This window comes from Flavobacterium sp. 9, from assembly GCF_002754195.1.
GTDB lineage: Bacteria > Bacteroidota > Bacteroidia > Flavobacteriales > Flavobacteriaceae > Flavobacterium.
In genome coordinates this window covers 1,882,058-1,898,754 of the sequence record NZ_PEEU01000001.1, presented here as the reverse complement: position 1 = coordinate 1,898,754, position 16,697 = coordinate 1,882,058, and the positions used below count along the sequence as shown (strand labels likewise).

17 protein-coding genes and 1 tRNA gene are annotated in these 16,697 nt (G+C 32.7%); 14 read left to right on the top strand and 4 right to left on the bottom strand.

The window, feature by feature from the left end; all coding sequences use genetic code 11:
- Nucleotides 1–12: 12 nt before the first annotated feature.
- Together CLU81_RS07215 and ribD are read right to left on the bottom strand one after the other, a co-directional pair.
- Nucleotides 13–615 carry an HAD family phosphatase gene (locus tag CLU81_RS07215; RefSeq protein WP_099712694.1) on the bottom strand — a complete coding sequence of 201 codons (603 nt, stop codon included), beginning with the start codon at nt 613–615 and terminating at the stop codon, nt 13–15.
- Complete coding sequence (gene ribD / locus CLU81_RS07210) at nt 608–1,657, bottom strand: bifunctional diaminohydroxyphosphoribosylaminopyrimidine deaminase/5-amino-6-(5-phosphoribosylamino)uracil reductase RibD (protein ID WP_099709212.1); 1,050 nt, start codon at nt 1,655–1,657, stop codon at nt 608–610. Before ribD ends, CLU81_RS07215 begins: the two co-directional genes overlap by 8 nt.
- 107 nt (nt 1,658–1,764) lie before the next feature.
- Here ribD and CLU81_RS07205 point away from each other — a divergent pair, with 107 nt between their 5' ends.
- Nucleotides 1,765–2,250: a GNAT family N-acetyltransferase gene (locus tag CLU81_RS07205; protein WP_099709211.1), complete on the top strand. Its 486-nt coding sequence runs from the start codon at nt 1,765–1,767 to the stop codon at nt 2,248–2,250.
- Between the two features lie 85 nt (nt 2,251–2,335).
- Nucleotides 2,336–3,190 (top strand): peptide chain release factor N(5)-glutamine methyltransferase, encoded by an 855-nt coding sequence (prmC, locus tag CLU81_RS07200; RefSeq protein ID WP_099712693.1) that lies wholly within the window; start codon nt 2,336–2,338, stop codon nt 3,188–3,190.
- A 58-nt stretch (nt 3,191–3,248) separates the two neighbouring features.
- Here the strand turns inward: prmC and CLU81_RS07195 are convergent, their stop codons facing one another.
- The gene (locus CLU81_RS07195; RefSeq protein ID WP_099709210.1) at nt 3,249–4,493 is read right to left on the bottom strand and encodes an ABC transporter permease; all 1,245 of its coding nucleotides are present in this window, start codon (nt 4,491–4,493) and stop codon (nt 3,249–3,251) included.
- Between the two features lie 179 nt (nt 4,494–4,672).
- Between CLU81_RS07195 and hisS the strand changes: the two genes are divergently transcribed.
- The 12 genes from hisS to CLU81_RS07135 all read left to right on the top strand — a co-directional run bounded on the left by hisS (nt 4,673) and on the right by CLU81_RS07135 (nt 15,681).
- Nucleotides 4,673–6,100, top strand: coding sequence for a histidine--tRNA ligase (gene hisS, locus CLU81_RS07190; RefSeq protein ID WP_099709209.1), 1,428 nt, complete (start codon nt 4,673–4,675; stop codon nt 6,098–6,100).
- A 311-nt stretch (nt 6,101–6,411) separates the two neighbouring features.
- Nucleotides 6,412–6,482, top strand: a tRNA-Trp gene (locus tag CLU81_RS07185).
- Between the two features lie 365 nt (nt 6,483–6,847).
- Nucleotides 6,848–7,426, top strand: a complete 579-nt coding sequence (locus tag CLU81_RS07180; protein WP_099709208.1) for a nucleotide exchange factor GrpE — start codon at nt 6,848–6,850, stop codon at nt 7,424–7,426.
- A 78-nt stretch (nt 7,427–7,504) separates the two neighbouring features.
- Nucleotides 7,505–8,614, top strand: a complete 1,110-nt coding sequence (dnaJ, locus tag CLU81_RS07175) for a molecular chaperone DnaJ (RefSeq protein ID WP_099709207.1) — start codon at nt 7,505–7,507, stop codon at nt 8,612–8,614.
- 165 nt (nt 8,615–8,779) lie between these two features.
- On the top strand, nt 8,780–9,709 hold the full coding sequence (locus tag CLU81_RS07170) for an ABC transporter ATP-binding protein (RefSeq protein ID WP_099709206.1): 930 nt from the start codon (nt 8,780–8,782) through the stop codon (nt 9,707–9,709).
- A 79-nt stretch (nt 9,710–9,788) separates the two neighbouring features.
- Nucleotides 9,789–11,105, top strand: coding sequence for an ABC transporter permease (locus CLU81_RS07165; protein ID WP_099709205.1), 1,317 nt, complete (start codon nt 9,789–9,791; stop codon nt 11,103–11,105).
- A gap of 111 nt (nt 11,106–11,216) precedes the next feature.
- The gene (locus CLU81_RS07160; RefSeq protein WP_099709204.1) at nt 11,217–12,380 is read left to right on the top strand and encodes a sigma-54 dependent transcriptional regulator; all 1,164 of its coding nucleotides are present in this window, start codon (nt 11,217–11,219) and stop codon (nt 12,378–12,380) included.
- A 103-nt stretch (nt 12,381–12,483) separates the two neighbouring features.
- The gene (locus tag CLU81_RS07155; protein WP_099709203.1) at nt 12,484–13,149 is read left to right on the top strand and encodes a DEAD/DEAH box helicase; all 666 of its coding nucleotides are present in this window, start codon (nt 12,484–12,486) and stop codon (nt 13,147–13,149) included.
- Nucleotides 13,150–13,211: 62 nt separating this feature from the next.
- The gene (locus CLU81_RS07150; RefSeq protein WP_099709202.1) at nt 13,212–14,027 is read left to right on the top strand and encodes an alpha/beta hydrolase; all 816 of its coding nucleotides are present in this window, start codon (nt 13,212–13,214) and stop codon (nt 14,025–14,027) included.
- A 19-nt stretch (nt 14,028–14,046) separates the two neighbouring features.
- On the top strand, nt 14,047–14,265 hold the full coding sequence (locus tag CLU81_RS07145) for a putative signal transducing protein (protein ID WP_099709201.1): 219 nt from the start codon (nt 14,047–14,049) through the stop codon (nt 14,263–14,265).
- A gap of 74 nt (nt 14,266–14,339) precedes the next feature.
- Complete coding sequence (locus CLU81_RS07140; protein ID WP_099709200.1) at nt 14,340–15,143, top strand: Cof-type HAD-IIB family hydrolase; 804 nt, start codon at nt 14,340–14,342, stop codon at nt 15,141–15,143.
- A gap of 10 nt (nt 15,144–15,153) precedes the next feature.
- Nucleotides 15,154–15,681 carry a GNAT family N-acetyltransferase gene (locus CLU81_RS07135; protein ID WP_099709199.1) on the top strand — a complete coding sequence of 176 codons (528 nt, stop codon included), beginning with the start codon at nt 15,154–15,156 and terminating at the stop codon, nt 15,679–15,681.
- Nucleotides 15,682–15,794: 113 nt separating this feature from the next.
- On the opposite strand, the gene CLU81_RS07130 is transcribed toward CLU81_RS07135, so the two are convergent.
- On the bottom strand, nt 15,795–16,316 hold the full coding sequence (locus CLU81_RS07130) for a hypothetical protein (RefSeq protein WP_099712692.1): 522 nt from the start codon (nt 16,314–16,316) through the stop codon (nt 15,795–15,797).
- Nucleotides 16,317–16,697 lie beyond the last annotated feature (381 nt).

Genomic DNA, 16,697 nt, shown 5'->3' with positions numbered 1-16,697 from the left:
AATATTTTTAAACTACAATATTTTTTTATCAAATAAATCAACAACATCTTCCTGCCCAACTTGCAAATTCCAGACATGAAGTCCTAAAGCAGCGGCCGCATCTGTATTTTCTTTTTTATCATCTACAAATAAAGTTCGTTTTGGAGATAATTCATGTTTGTTGATTACATATTGAAAAACATCGGCATTTGGTTTTCGCATTCCAATTTCAAAAGAAAAATAGACTTTTTCAAAACATTGATAGAAATCACTATAAAATGAGATTCCGCTTTTATTTTCGAAAGTTTCAATATGAATCGAATCTGTATTGCTTAATAAAAACAGTCTATATTTTTTAGTAAGCATTTGTAAAAACTCTAATCGGTATAATGGGAAGTCTGCCAAAACTGCATTCCACGCTTCAAGAATTTCTTCGATTGATGCATTTGGAAGTTCTTTTTGAAAACCTGCCAAAAAATCATCATGCGAAATATCTCCGGTTTCAAACAAAAGGTTCAAACGATCAAATTCTGAATTCCATTCCGTCATTCCTAATTTCTGTAATCCCGAAATAGTTGCCTGTTTATCTAAATTGATAAAAATGTCTCCAAAGTCAAAAATTATAGTATCAATCATGATTTCTAACATTTATTAATTCGTCATTTTGAATGTAAGTTTTCGTTACATTTTTCTTCTGAAGAACCGGTGCTTTTGTTCCGTTTTCGAAAATTGTTTTTCCAACAAAAATTCGAGCTTCATCCCAAATATTTTGATCTATAAAAGATTGCAAAGTCTGTAAACCGCCTTCTATAATTATAGACTGAATTTGATTTTGGTATAAAACGGACAAAATCGATTGGATCATATTTTCGTTAAAATCAATTCTCTCAAAGGTAGTGTTTTCTGAGGGAAAGTTAATTTCTGATTTTGTAAATATGATGGTTTTCACACTGTTATCAAAAATAAAACTATCTTTTGGAATCCTGTTATTTTGGTCCAAAACAACTCTCACAGGATTATTTCCTGCCCAATCCCTAACATTTAACTTTGGATTGTCGTCAATAACGGTTTTTGTTCCTACTAATATTGCCTGTTCTTCGCTGCGCCATTTATGAACCAATTGTCTCGAATATTGATTCGTTATCCAAATAGGTTTTCGATCCTGATTTGCTTCTTTTTCAGGAGATAAAAAGCCATCTTGACTTTCGGCCCATTTTAATATAATGTAAGGTCTTTTTTGCTCATGAAAAGTAAAAAAACGTTTGTTGAGCTCATTGCATTCTTTTTCTAAAACACCAACAACAACATTCGCTCCCGAAGCAATTAATTTTTTGATTCCGTTTCCTGCCACTTTTTCATTGGGATCAACAGTTCCCACAACTACATTCGGAATTTTGTGTTCGATAATTAAATCGCAACAAGGCGGAGTTTTTCCAAAATGACTGCAAGGTTCTAAACTCACATAAATAGTGGCTTTTTTCAACAGCGATTTATCTTTTACAGATCGAACAGCGTTGACTTCCGCATGAGGTTCTCCGGCTTTTTTATGCCAGCCTTCACCAATAATTTTGCCTTCATAAACAATTACACTTCCAACCATTGGATTTGGATATGTAGTTCCAAAGCCATTTTGTGCCAATTCTATGCAGCGTTTTATATATTTTTCATGTATATTCACGGTACAAAAGTAGTTATTTTTGTTTAGTCCATATAGTTATTGGACTAGTTAAGGAACTATCAAAAAAGTATTTTACTTTTGTATATATGTCGCATGAATAAAGAAATATGAAAAATTGGATTATTAGATTAATAAAAAAAGAAGACAATCAGGCAGTTGCAAAATTAATACGATCAGTTTTTGATGAAATGGAAATTCCAAAAGTTGGTACAGCTTACGAAGATCCGTATTTAGATTTAATGTTTGAAGAATATAACAAGCCCAAATCGGCTTATTTTGTAGTTGAAAACGAAGGGGAAATTGTAGGTTGCGCCGGAATTGCACCTTTAGAGAATGGAGAACCAAATATTAGTGAATTGCAAAAGATGTATTTTTTGCCAGAAACACGAGGTTTAGGAATTGGAGCTAAAATGATGGAAACATGTTTAGACGAAGCAAGGAATTTTGGTTTTGAAAAATGTTATATCGAGACAATGCCTTTTATGCACGCTGCTCAAAAATTATATAAAAAATCAGGTTTTGAGTATTTAAATGCTCCAATGGGAAATACTGGGCATAGTTCTTGTCCGGTTTGGATGTTGAAAGTGTTGTAAAATGAAAAAATAATAAGTTAGATTTTGCAATACTTAATTGAAAAGAAATTAGCTTTTGCTGAAAAGTAATACTCAAACACCGGGAATGAAAATTAAACAATACCGTACTCAATTTATAAAAGAATTAGCGCCTTTTTACGATGCATACGAAGCCGAAAGTTTTTTCTATTTGATTTTAGAAGACAAACATCAGTTACGACAAATTGATTTGGCTTTAAATCACGAATTGACTTTTACTGAAAATGATTTTGTGGTTTGGGATTCCTTATTAGCACAATTAAAACAAGAAGTTCCAATTCAGTATTTGCTGGGTAAAACCAGTTTTTATGGTTTGGATTTTGAAGTAAATGAGAATGTTCTTATTCCTCGTCCGGAAACAGAAGAATTGGTAGAATGGATTGTTAATGAGAATGCTGCTGATAATAAAACTAAAAAAATAAAAATCCTTGATATCGGAACCGGCAGTGGATGTATAGCAATTTCATTGGCTAAAAATCTTCCAAATGCTGAAGTTTATGGTTTTGATGTTTCTAAAAAAGCAATAGAAACAGCCAAAAGGAATGCAATAAACAATAACGTTGATGTTACTTTTATGTTTCAGGATGTTCTGGAATTAGAAGAATTGAGATGTAAATTTGACGTTATTGTTTCAAATCCACCATATGTTCGCAATTTAGAAAAAGAAGAAATCCGAAAGAATGTTCTGGATTATGAGCCACATTTGGCACTTTTTGTAGATGACAATGATGCTTTGATTTTTTATCGAAAAATCGCTGAATTGGCAAAGAAGAACTTTTTGGAAAACGGAAAATTGTATTTCGAAATTAATCAGTATTTAGGAAAAGAAATGACTGATTTATTAGAGAAAATGGATTTTAAAAACATAGAACTTCGAAAGGATATCTACGACAACGATCGTATGATGAAAGGAAGTATTTAGTTTTCAGTTTTCAGTCACAGTAAGCAGTGAAAACTGAAAACTGCGACTGAAAACTAAATTATTCATAACGCAAAGCCTCGATAGGATCAAGTTGTGAAGCTTTTATTGCAGGATATAATCCCGAAACAATTGCAACCATAAAACTTGTGGCAAAAGCGGCAAAAATTGCCATCCACGGAATCACAAATGCAAAACTCATTGCGGCTGCTATACCAAATCCCAGAAGAATTCCGATTACGATACCAACTAAACCACCAATTTGGCCAATTAATAAAGTCTCTATAAAAAACTGAATAGAAATGGTTGCTTTTGTGGCGCCCAAAGCTTTACGAACGCCAATTTCCCGTGTACGTTCTGTAACCGAAACAATCATAATATTCATCAAGGCAATCGAAGATCCTAAAATGGTAATAATGCTGATAATCCAAGCAGCCCAACCTAGATATTGTGTGATTCCTAGAATTCTGTTGATTAAATCGTCGCTTCGGCCAATACCAAAGTTGTTATCACGAACAGGACTCAGTTTACGAACTCTTCGCATCGTACTTGTTGCATTATCAACAGCTTCGTCTAACAGTTCTTTTTTAGAAACCATTACACTCATCGTGTAATTGATGTTTGGAGCCGTAAATAAAGATCGTGCTACTTGTATAGGAATCAAAACGCGTAAATCCTGACTGTGACCAAAAGTTGATCCTTTTTCTTTTAAAACGCCAATTACTTTAAAACGAGCACCACGAATCGAAATAACTTTATCAATTGGGTTAACATCTTTCAATAATCCTTTTTCGAAATCAGAACCTACAACGCAGGAATAAGTATTATTGTCAATATCAAATTGATTGAAAGAACGTCCGGATGTAGTTTCTAAACCTGAGTTGCCAATATAATGTTCGTCAACGCCAAGAATAGTAATTTCCGGATCTGTTTTTTGGTCTAAATATTTAACTTCTGCGGTAGATGTTGCTGTAAACGAAAGAGAAGTTTCGGTAAAAGGATATTTGTATTTGTTTTTGAAAGCTACAGCTTCGGGATAAGAAATAATTGGATTTATGACTTCACGTTCATTTCCGCCACGATTTCTAACCGTATTTTCGTATTGATTGATGTTGAAAGTATTAGCTCCCATTGATGCAAAATTGGTCGAAACAGTATTTTCAAGCGCCGTTACAACAGTAAGGATTCCTACCAAAGCAGTAATCCCAATTGCAATAATTAGTACGGTAAGTATGGTTCGTAATAATTGTGTTTTGATAGAACCAAAAGCAATTCGGATATTTTCTCTTAATAATTTTAGCATCATGACCAATTTGTCACGAAAATACGTTTTTTGTTACAAGTTTGTTTTCGAACTCATATTATTTATTTTAAAAAGTTAGATATTTGCGGACGATTAAAATTAAAAGAAAATAATGCTAAAGAATTTAGAGGTAAGTTTTCAAGGAATCTAAAATCTAAAATCAACAATCTAAAATAAAAAAGATGGCTTCAAAACCAAGTATACCACAAGGAACAAGAGATTTTTCGCCTGCAGAGGTGTCAAAACGTCAATATATTATTCAAACCATAAAAAGTAATTTCGAGAAATTTGGTTTTCAGCCTATTGAAACACCATCTTTTGAAAATTCAGATACTTTAATGGGGAAATATGGTGAAGAAGGTGATCGTTTGATTTTTAAAATATTGAACTCTGGTAACTTTTTCTTCAATAAAAATAAAATTGAATTACCTGAATCTATAGAATCACTGCAAGTTAATTCGGCAGAAACAATTAGTCTTGAGCAAAGAATTGAGCTGAATAAATTTACAGGAAAAATTTCTGAAAAAGCATTGCGTTACGATTTAACAGTTCCGTTTGCGAGATACGTGGTACAACACCAAAACGAAATTGAATTTCCTTTTAAGAGATACCAAATTCAACCGGTTTGGAGAGCTGACAGACCGCAAAGAGGACGATACAGAGAATTTTATCAATGTGATGCTGACGTTGTTGGTTCAAAATCATTGTGGCAGGAAGTAGAATTGGTTCAATTATATGATACTGTTTTTACGTCTTTAGGATTAGAAGGTGTGACAATTAAAATCAATAATAGAAAAATATTATCAGGAATTGCCGAAGTAATTGGCGCTTCAGATAAATTGATTGATTTTACGGTTGCTCTTGATAAGCTTGATAAAATTGGCGAAGACGGAGTTAAAAAAGAAATGATCGAAAAAGGTATTGCCGAAGAAGCGTTGGTTAAAGTTCAGCCGCTTTTTAGTTTTACAGGAACTTTTTCAGATAAGATAAATCAACTTTCAGATTTACTGGCTGAATCAGAAGAAGGGATGAAAGGAGTAGAAGAACTGAAATTTATTTGTGACAATGTGGCAACTTTAGGTTTGGCAACTGCGACATTAGATCTTGATGTAACTCTTGCTCGTGGATTGAATTATTATACAGGAGCTATTTTTGAAGTAGCAGCTCCAAAAACCGTTTCAATGGGTTCTATTGGTGGTGGCGGAAGATACGATGACTTGACTGGTATTTTTGGTTTGAAAAATATGAGTGGCGTTGGAATTTCCTTTGGTTTAGACCGAATTTATTTGGTTCTGGAAGAATTACAATTATTCCCGGAAACTGTTGCAGCAACATCAAAAGCATTGTTTATTAATTATGGAGATACTGAAGCTTTATATGCTTCACAAGCGATTCAAAAGTTAAGAAAAGAAAATATAAAAGTAGAATTGTATCCTGATAATGTAAAAGTTGGAAAACAATTTCAATATGCAGATAAACGTCTGATTCCGTTTGCAGTAATTGCAGGTGAACAAGAAATTGCATCAAATTCATATTCGCTTAAAAATCTAGTTTCAGGAGAACAGATTTCTGTTGATTTTGAAGGATTGAAAGCTGCTTTATTGGTATAAGAGTTTAACCGCAAAGTGCACTAAGATTTAATTTTACTTCACGCATAGAAAACACAAAGTTCGCAAAGCTAGATCAACACAAAGCTTTGCGAACTTTGTGTTTTTATAAAACCATACTTTTAAAAATCTTAGCGACCTTTGCGGTTATTTCGCAAAGATTTTGTTTTGATTAAAAAAACGTAAAATTCACAAAGTTCTGAAAGTGATTATGTTAATGGAATATTAGCGTTTATCAGCTTAAATCTTTATAAAATTTGCTTGAAATAATTGGTGGAAAAGAAAAAAAAGCGTTTAATTTGCGGCCTTAAGTTACGGGCGTAGTTCAAGGGTAGAATAGCGGTCTCCAAAACCGTTGATGGGGGTTCGAATCCCTCCGCCCGTGCAAAAAAATATAAAATAACAACAGTTATTTAAGTATTTATAAAAGGCCTTCAAGAATTAAAGGTAAAAGCATAAAAAAAAAGCTTCGTCTCAAATAGGCGAAGCTTTTTTTAATATAAGGTAAACTTGAATTAATAATTATTTATAAAGCCGAGGCTAACCCTTAGATTCAATTTTGATAGGTAATAATTTAGATTCTAATTAGGATATCAAATATAGTATAAACTATAACGTAATAGTCTTAAAATTATACTAAATTTTAAAGTACTGATTTTGGTTTTTAAATTGCTCATTGTTAATAAAGTGACAATTTGACATTTTAAAAGATTTGGCAGTACTTTTGCAATCCAACAGAAAGAATAAAAAATGAAGTTTAAGAATATTTTTAAAAATAAAAGTAATATGACTACGGAAAATACAGAATTCGATCAGGAATTAGATGAAGTAACGTTAGAGAACAATGCCAACGGAGAGCAATTGATTGTTGAAGAATTAAGTGTTGAAGAGCAATTGGCTCAAGACTTGGCAAAAGAAAAAGATAAGTTTTTGAGATTATTTGCAGAATTTGAAAATTACAAAAAAAGAACTTCAAAAGAACGTATGGATTTGTTTAAAACAGCAAACCAAGAGGTTTTATTGGCAATGTTGCCTGTTTTAGATGATTTTGACAGAGCTGCTGTAGAGATCAACAAATCAGAGGACGAAAATTTGAAAAAAGGTGTTGAGTTGATTCATGAAAAATTAAAAAGCACTTTGGTTTCTAAAGGTTTAGAGCAAGTTGAAGTAAGAGCAGGTGACGCTTTTAATGCTGATTTTGCTGAGGCAATTACCCAAATTCCAGCTCCGTCTGATAAATTAAAAGGGAAAATTGTTGATGTTATTGAAAAAGGATACAAATTAGGAGACAAAATTATTCGTTTCCCTAAAGTGGTTATCGGAAACTAAAAAAAGCAAATAAAATTCTAAAAACCAATTTTTTAGTGTTGGAATTTGGAATTTGTAGTTTGGAATTTAAACCTTATTATGAAAAAAGATTTTTACGAAATACTAGGCATTTCAAAAAATGCTGACGCTGCTGAAATTAAAAAAGCTTACAGAAAAAGTGCTTTGAAATATCATCCGGATAAAAATCCAGGCGACAAAGAGGCAGAAGAAAACTTTAAATTAGCGGCAGAAGCTTATGAAGTACTAAGCGATCCGAATAAAAAAGCTAAATACGATCAATACGGACACCAGGCATTTGATGGTTCAGGTGGTTTTGGTGGTGGTCACGGTGGTATGAATATGGATGACATTTTCAGCCAGTTTGGTGACATTTTTGGTGGAGGATTTGGTGGTTTCGGAGGCGGAGGCGGAGGTCCTCGTCGTGCTAAAGGAAGCAATCTTCGAATCAAAGTAAAATTGACTTTGGAAGAAATTGCAAATGGTGTTGAGAAAAAAGTAAAAGTAAAACGTAAAGTTCAGGCTAAAGGTGTAACATACAAAACGTGTTCGACTTGTAACGGTCAAGGGCAGGTAATGCGTGTAACTAATACTATTTTAGGAAGAATGCAATCTGCGTCAACTTGTCCTACTTGTGGCGGTTCAGGTCAGATTTTAGATAAAAGACCTTCTGAAGCAGATGCACAAGGAATGGTTCAGGAAGATGAAACTGTATCAATCAAAATTCCTGCAGGAGTTGTTGATGGTATGCAATTGAAAGTTTCTAATAAAGGAAACGATGCTCCGGGAAATAGTATTCCTGGTGATTTAATTGTTGCTATCGAAGAATTAGAGCACGAATTTTTGAAACGTGAAGGCGAAAACATTCACTATGATTTATACATCAGTTTTCCGGAAGCAGTTTTGGGAGTTTCTAAAGACATCGAAGCAATCAACGGAAAAGTTCGTATTAAGTTAGAAGAAGGTATTCAATCCGGAAAAATCTTAAGATTAAAAGGAAAAGGAATTCCAAGTATCAACGGATACGGAAGTGGTGATTTACTAGTTCACGTAAATGTTTGGACTCCAAAAACACTAAATAAAGAGCAAAAACAATTTTTTGAAAATGCTCTAACGGACGAACACTTTGTGCCAAGTCCTGAAAAATCAGAAAAATCATTTTTCGAAAAAGTAAAAGATATGTTTTCATAAACAGAACTTTTTCTAAAATGTCTAAATAATAAAATTAAAAACCCATTCTAGTATAAATAGAATGGGTTTTTTGCATTAATAATGTAAAGTTTCGCTACGAATTATTTACTTTTACAGGCGCAATACCACAAAGGTCAAACTGACGCAGAAAATCTTAAAAATAGCATGAGCAACTTACTCGAAGTACATAAAGTCGTAAAACAATACGGTGATTATGTAGCGCTTAACGAAGTTTCATTAAATGTACCAAAAGGTAGTATTTATGGACTATTAGGTCCGAATGGAGCTGGAAAAACTTCCTTAATCCGAATTATAAATCAAATTACTTTGCCAGATAGTGGAGAAGTGATTTTAGACGGAGAAAAATTGCAGCCAAAACATGTGCAGACTATTGGTTATCTTCCTGAAGAAAGAGGATTATATACTTCAATGAAAGTAGGCGAGCAATGTTTGTATTTGGCACAAATGAAAGGACTTTCTAAAGCTGAAGCTAAAATACAACTAGAATATTGGTTTGATCGTTTAGGAATTCAGGGTTGGTGGAACAAGAAAATTCAGGAACTATCAAAAGGAATGGCGCAAAAGATTCAGTTTGTAGTTTGTGTATTGCATAAACCCAAATTGCTAATTTTTGATGAGCCTTTTTCAGGATTTGATCCTGTAAATGCAAATGTCATAAAAGATGAAATTTTGGCATTAAAAGAACAAGGCGCAACAATTATATTTTCGACTCATAGAATGGAAAGTGTTGAAGAACTTTGTGATCATATTGCTTTAATTCATAAATCGAATAAATTAATCGAAGGTAAGCTAAGTGATGTAAAGCGTCAATTTAGAACCAATAGTTTTGAAGTTGGAATTTTGACAAGCAACGTCGAAGGTTTGATGTATGATATCACACAAAAGTTTACCGTTTCTCCGGCAAATTTTAAATCGCTAAATGATGATTTGAAATTAGATATTCAGATAGGAAACGCAACGCCAAATGAGTTGTTGAATATATTGACTCAAAGAGGACAAGTAACACATTTTGTAGAAAAAATACCAAGTGTAAACGATATCTTTATTCAAACAGTAACTGAAAATAAAGTTTAGAGTTCAGATTTCGGATTTTAGAGTGAAAACCTAGAATCAAAAAATCTAAAGTCAACAATCTAAAATCTAAAATCAAGAAATGAGTATAATTTCATTAATTATAAAAAGAGAGTTTATTGCAAAAGTTCGCAATAAATCTTTTGTTGTCATGACTTTTTTAAGTCCGTTATTGTTTGTGGCAATTGCTGGATTTATTGGTTATTTGAGTTCGATGAAAGCCGAAACTAAACAAATTGCAATTCACGATGAAACTGGTTTGTTTGCAAATGATTTTATCAAACAAAATAAAAAAGAGGCAGAATTTAAATATCTGAATTTATCTGAAATTGATGTAAAAGCATTAAAAGACAGTATTACAAATGAAAGTTTTGACGGTTTAATTATTATTCCGAAAACAAATAATTTAAAAGATTTAGAAAGTAAAATTGAGTTTATTTCGAACAATAGTCCAAGTATTGTTTTTATCGAAAAAACACAAGATGTTATTGCCGAGAAAATTACCAAAATCAATTTAGAAGCAGCAAATCTAGATACTCTTGCAATACAAAAAGCACAATCTGCAGTTAATATTCATTTGGTAAAAGCTTCGGGAGAAGAAAGTCTAAAAGGATTAAATGAAATAAAAATTGGTATTGGCGGAGCATTTGGATATTTAATTATGATGTTCATTATCATTTACGGAAATATGGTAATGCGAAGCGTGATCGAAGAAAAAACAAACCGTATTATAGAAATCATTATTTCGTCAGTAAAACCATTTCAGTTGATGATTGGTAAAATTGTCGGAACTTCGCTTGCAGGATTATTGCAATTTATGATTTGGGCTATAATTGGTTTAGGATTAATGTTTGCAGCGTCGGCATTTTTTGGCGTAAATGTTGGTCCAACGGCAAGAATTTCACCGGAATTAATGCAAACAGCACAACACGAAATGTCGGGAACGGCACAAATGTATATTAGCGAATTATGGAATTTACCAATTGCAAGTATCTTAATTGGTTTTGTAATTTATTTCATCGGAGGATACTTTTTGTACAGTTCGTTTTATGCCGCAATTGGAGCAGCAGTTGACAATCAAACCGATTCACAACAGTTTCTTTTGCCTATTATTATGCCGCTTATTTTAAGTGTTTATATCGGATTTTTTACGGTTGTAAATGATCCACACGGAACAATTGCTGTAGTGTTTTCGATGATTCCGCTGACCTCGCCAATTGTTATGTTAATGCGACTTCCGTTTGGAGTGCCGTGGTGGCAAGTTGCGATTTCGGTATCATTATTGTTTGCTACCTTTTTCCTTGTTGTGTGGTTCGCTGCAAAAATCTACCGAATTGGTATTTTAATGTACGGCAAAAAACCAACCTGGAAAGAATTGTATAAATGGCTTAAATATTAATTTTTAAAGGTGCTAAGGTTCTGAGGAACTAAGTCGCTAAGGTTTTCTTTAGCTACTTAAAATAAAAACTCAGAACCTTAGCAGCTCAGAACCTTAGAACCTCAAAAAGAAATGAGTAAAATACTAATTATAGAAGACGAAGCATCGATCAGAAGAGTTTTGGTAAAAATTTTATCAGAAGAAAATGATACGTATCAGGTAGATGAAGCGGAAGATGGAGTTGCAGGTCTTGACAAAATAAAAAACAACGATTACGATTTGGTTTTGTGCGATATCAAAATGCCAAAAATGGACGGTGTTGAGGTTTTAGAGGAAGTAAAGAAAATAAAACCTGAAATTCCGATGGTCATGATTTCTGGTCACGGCGATATGGAAACAGCGATTCATACCATGCGTTTGGGAGCTTTTGATTATATCTCAAAACCACCAGATTTAAATCGTTTATTAAATACCGTTCGTAATGCTTTGGATAAAAAACAACTTGTAGTTGAGAATAAGATTCTAAAGAAAAAAGTTAGTAAAAACTACGAAATGGTAGGCGAGAGTGAAGCTATTAATCATATTAAAGTGATGATTGATAAAGTAGCTCAGACAGAAGCGAGAGTTTTGATTACGGGACCAAACGGAACCGGAAAAGAATTAGTAGCGCATCAATTACACGAAAAAAGTGAGCGTTCGAATTTTCCTTTAATAGAAGTAAACTGTGCTGCGATTCCGAGTGAATTGATCGAAAGTGAATTGTTTGGTCACGTAAAAGGTGCCTTTACATCAGCGGTTAAAGATCGTGCCGGAAAGTTTGAAGCGGCAGATAAAGGAACTATTTTCTTAGATGAAATTGGTGATATGAGTCTTTCGGCGCAAGCCAAAGTTTTACGAGCTTTACAAGAAAGTATGATTACGAGAGTTGGAGCTGAAAAAGATATCAAAGTTGATGTTCGCGTTGTGGCTGCAACCAATAAAGATTTAAAAGTTGAAATTGCCGAAGGTCGTTTCCGTGAAGATTTATACCATCGTTTGGCTGTGATTTTGATTAAAGTTCCGCCATTGAATGAAAGACGTGATGATATTCCGGCTTTGATTACGCATTTTACTGAGAAAATTGCTTCGGAACAAGGAAATGCTGTGAAAGTATTTTCGGCGCAAGCCATAAAATTATTACAAGAATACGATTGGACTGGGAATATCCGTGAACTTCGAAATGTTGTCGAAAGATTAATCATTTTAGGAGGAAGCGAAATTTCTGAAAATGACGTAAAAATGTTTGCAAGCAAATAGAATGCTTCGCGCAATAGGCTTTAAGCTCTAAGCTTTAGGCTCTTAAAAATTACAAATAATTTTTGCTTATGGCTTATAGCCTAAAGCTTAAAGCATAATAAAGATGAAACTAAAAAAAATAAACGAGAAGTTACAAGACGCTTTAATTGAAAATGGTTTAACAGAAGCAAATATCTTGCAGCAAGAAACTTTTTCGACAATAAAAAGTGGTGCAGATTGTATCATTCTTTCTCCTGCGGGAAGCGGAAAATCGACTACGATTGTGTTGAATGTAATTCAGCAATTGTCAGGGCATACAGAAGAATCGCCACGTGCTTTGATTTTTGTAGAAGACAAAACTAAAGTTTTGGAAATGGTTGAGCTTTTCGAAAAATATGGAAAGTATTCTAAGCTTGAAATTTATGGTGTGCATGACAAAGGCGACATGGATTATGATAAAAATTACATTTCGACAGGAATTGATGTTTTAATCGGAACGCCAAATAAATTGAGCGATATGTTTACTACAGCGGGTTACAATGTAAACCGTTTAAAAATGTTTATTATTGACGATGCAGATCCTATGTTGAAATTACGTCACGAAACTAAAATCATGCGTATTTCGAACAGTATCACAAAAACACAGCGTATTATTTTTGCTGAACAATTGACAGAACGTATCGAAATTTTGGCAGACAAAATGTTGTTGGAGCCTTATATATTTGATATGGATGAAGAAGGCGAAGAAGAACTTGATGAAGAAGAAGACGAAATTCAAGAGGAAGAGTAATTGAACAGTCACAGTATTCAGTTCAAAACTATAAACTGACACTGAATACTTAATTTTAATTTATGGAAATAATAAAGACATTTAAATTTTTAGCGATTGTTCTTTTAGCGTTTTTCGTTGTGATTTATGTTGTTATTGTTTCCTATGTCTATTTCAATCAGGTTGAAATGGTTTTCTTAGGTTCGAAACTTTCGAAAGACTATAAGTTTGATTATCAACAGAAATTTGAAGAATTGAACATTAAGTCTTTTGACGGCGCAAACCTAAACGGACTTTTGTTTAAAGCAGAAAATTCAAAAGGATTGGTTTTTTATCTTCATGGGAATGCCGGAACATTAGAAACCTGGGGGAAAATTGCAAAAGTTTATACCAATTTAGGATATGATATTTTTATCTTAGATTACAGAAGTTTTGGTAAAAGTGAAGGCGAAATTGAGAACGAAGAGCAGTTAAATAAAGATATTTCTATTGCATACAAAACATTAACGAAGCGATATCCTGAAAATAAAGTTATTATCGCGGGTTATTCAATTGGTTCCGGATTTGCTACTATTTTGGCGTCTGAGAATAATCCCAAAGCTTTGATTTTGCAATCTCCTTATTATAGTTTTACAGAATTGTCGAGTACCAAAGTACCGTTTTTTCCGGATTTCATGAAGAAATTCAGCTTAGAAACTTATGAGTATTTACCTAAAGTCAAGGCGCCAATTTATATTTTTCACGGAATGCAGGATCAATTGATTCCTTATGAAAATTCAATTCGGTTAAAAGAACTTTTGAAATATAAAGTTCATTTTTATCCGTTAAAAAATCAGGAACATAGTTTCATGAATGAAAACAGTGATTTTCAAAATCAACTCAAAATAATATTAGAATAACTATATAAAATAAAATGTCATGGGATTAATGAAAGTGTATTCAGGAAGTGAAGTTTTAGCACTTGCTTTACAAGAAAGATTAGAAGAAGCGGGAGTAGAAACAGTAAAAAAAGATAACATTCAATCTGCACGTTTAGGCGGTTATGGTGGATCTGATTTAGCGGTTGAAGTATTTATTCAGGAAACAGATTTTGCAAAAGCAAATCCGGTTATTGAAGAATTTAGAATGAGTATCTAAATAAAGTTTTCAGTTTTCAATCTCAGTTTTCAATAGTTACTGAGACTGAAAACTGCGACTGAAAAGTAAAAAACATGCAATATAAAATGTTAGTGCTCGACATGGATGATACCTTGTTGACAGACGATCATAAAATTTCGGAATTAAATAAAAAAGTAATTCTTGAAGCGCAGGCAAAAGGTGTTTATGTGGTTTTGGCTTCCGGCCGGCCGACATCTGCAATGACAGCTTATGCAAAAGAGTTAGAATTAGACTTGAATAATTCGTATATTATTTCGTTTAACGGAGCTATAATCAGTACTGTAAAAGATGATATTGTACTATTTGAACAAAGTTTAACGCCGGAGCAAATTCATGATTTATACGATTATAGTATAAAAATGAAAACTCATATTATCACTTATATCGATGGTGAAATTGTAAGTGAAACCGATTCTGAGTATATCGAAATAGAAAAAGATATTACCGGATTGCCACATAATAAAGTACCAAGTTTTAAAGATGCAGTTACTAAGCCTGCAGTGAAATGTATTTTATTGGCAGAACCTTCTTATTTAAAAGAATTAGAAAAAGATCTAAAATTGGCAATGCCGAATTTGAGTATTGCAATGTCAAAACCTTTTTTCTTAGAAGCAGCACAAAAGGGTATTGATAAAGCAGCTAGTTTAAAACTTTTGGCTGAAAAGCTAAATATTCACCAAAGTGAAATTATTGCCGTAGGAAACGCAGGAAATGATTTAACCATGATTGAATATGCCGGACTTGGAGTTTGGGTTGATAATGTAACGCCTGAGTTGCGTGACAGAGCCGATGTAATTGTTGCTTCAAATAATGATAATGGAGTTGCTGAGGTTGTAGAACGCTATATTTTGAACTAAATATTTTTTGATGAAAGAGCCAATAGAAACAGAGCGATTACTTTTGAGGGAATTACAGTTTTCTGATGTTGATGGAATTTTTGAATTAGAATCTAATCCAAACGTGCATTTATATGTTGGCAATAAACCTATTACTCATATTGACCAAAGTCGCGCTTATATCGAATTTATTCATAAGCAATATAAAGATTTTGGAACTGGTCGTTGGGCTGTTATTCTTAAAGAAACCAATGAGTTTATTGGCTGGTCCGGAATTAAGTTTATTACAAATGAAATCAATAGTCATAAAGATTTTTATGAAATTGGATATCGTTTCATCGAAAAACATTGGGGAAAAGGATATGCCACTGAAGCCGGAAAAGCTTTTGTAGATTATGCGTTTAATGTAATGAAAGTTGATGCATTGTATGCTTATGCAGATGCAGGAAACGAAAATTCAAGAAGAATTCTGGAAAAACTAGGTTTACGTTATGTAAATTCTTTTGAATATGAAGAAGAATTGGAAGTTTGGTATGAATTGAAAAATCCAAACTTATAGAATCCTAAGAAATGCGTTCCAAATCTTTGTAAACTTAACTCATTTAAGATTTACAAAGATTTGGAAAACAACTCGAAGTTTTTAATACTTAAAAATAATCTGAGTATTAAATATTATTTTTTAGCTACAGAAACAAAATATTTATTTCCGTCACCCATTGTAAGTTTTACACGCTCATCGCAAAGATCGATTGCAAAGTTCACACTTTCGTAACAGCTGCAAGTAGTATTTTTGTCTTTTGACATTTCAGTTTTACAATTGTTATTTTTAAAAGTAGCCAATTGTGGAGTGTACAAACTTACTAAATCTGTAGAAGCTGTCACTAATGAAATGATACTTGCCGAATTATTATTAGTAATTCTGTAAACAATTCTATCAGTATAATTTACCTCGTTTACTGTTACTTTACGAATATAAGTATAAGCTGTTGATCCTTCACTAGGTTCTTTTACTTCAAATTTAAATCCAACCGCACGAATTGCAATATCAAATTGTGATTGAGAGTTTAAGCTCGCCCAATTTGTCAATGTGCTAATAGATGGAAATGGATTAGCAGGAGCCGGAGCAGCAGTTTGCGCCTGAGAGCTAAATAAGGTTAAGAACATCAAGCAGATTGTGGGTAAAAATGCTTTCATATGGAGTTTTAATTTATAATTTTTGCCTACTCTTTCTGGTTTTCGGCTTACCCATTTTTTATAATAACAAAGCAACAACATAACGGGGGAAAATCAAAATTGTTATGAGCAAATTATTATTTAAATAATATAATTTTAGTTAACCTTTTTTTAGAGAAGTGAAATTACTTCGAAAAACTAACTTAGCAAAGTTAAATGTAAGAAAATTTGAATTTAATTCTTAAAAAAACGCATTTAATCGATATTATTTGCGTTTAATCGATGTTTTGTCATTTTATTCTTATTGAAATTTAAAGTCAATTTTTTACAGATAAATTTTATGCACAAATATTTTGGTTTAATTTATAGACCTCTAAATATTGGTTTGTTGCAAAATGTTGA

Coding starts and splice junctions, on each gene's coding strand:
- CLU81_RS07215 (WP_099712694.1), bottom strand. CDS start 615: ATGATTGATACTATAATTTTTGACTTTGGAGACATTTTTATCAATTTA.
- CLU81_RS07205 (WP_099709211.1), top strand. CDS start 1,765: ATGAAAAATTGGATTATTAGATTAATAAAAAAAGAAGACAATCAGGCA.
- prmC (WP_099712693.1), top strand. CDS start 2,336: ATGAAAATTAAACAATACCGTACTCAATTTATAAAAGAATTAGCGCCT.
- CLU81_RS07195 (WP_099709210.1), bottom strand. CDS start 4,493: ATGATGCTAAAATTATTAAGAGAAAATATCCGAATTGCTTTTGGTTCT.
- hisS (WP_099709209.1), top strand. CDS start 4,673: ATGGCTTCAAAACCAAGTATACCACAAGGAACAAGAGATTTTTCGCCT.
- CLU81_RS07180 (WP_099709208.1), top strand. CDS start 6,848: ATGAAGTTTAAGAATATTTTTAAAAATAAAAGTAATATGACTACGGAA.
- dnaJ (WP_099709207.1), top strand. CDS start 7,505: ATGAAAAAAGATTTTTACGAAATACTAGGCATTTCAAAAAATGCTGAC.
- CLU81_RS07170 (WP_099709206.1), top strand. CDS start 8,780: ATGAGCAACTTACTCGAAGTACATAAAGTCGTAAAACAATACGGTGAT.
- CLU81_RS07165 (WP_099709205.1), top strand. CDS start 9,789: ATGAGTATAATTTCATTAATTATAAAAAGAGAGTTTATTGCAAAAGTT.
- CLU81_RS07160 (WP_099709204.1), top strand. CDS start 11,217: ATGAGTAAAATACTAATTATAGAAGACGAAGCATCGATCAGAAGAGTT.
- CLU81_RS07155 (WP_099709203.1), top strand. CDS start 12,484: ATGAAACTAAAAAAAATAAACGAGAAGTTACAAGACGCTTTAATTGAA.
- CLU81_RS07150 (WP_099709202.1), top strand. CDS start 13,212: ATGGAAATAATAAAGACATTTAAATTTTTAGCGATTGTTCTTTTAGCG.
- CLU81_RS07145 (WP_099709201.1), top strand. CDS start 14,047: ATGGGATTAATGAAAGTGTATTCAGGAAGTGAAGTTTTAGCACTTGCT.
- CLU81_RS07140 (WP_099709200.1), top strand. CDS start 14,340: ATGCAATATAAAATGTTAGTGCTCGACATGGATGATACCTTGTTGACA.
- CLU81_RS07135 (WP_099709199.1), top strand. CDS start 15,154: ATGAAAGAGCCAATAGAAACAGAGCGATTACTTTTGAGGGAATTACAG.
- CLU81_RS07130 (WP_099712692.1), bottom strand. CDS start 16,316: ATGAAAGCATTTTTACCCACAATCTGCTTGATGTTCTTAACCTTATTT.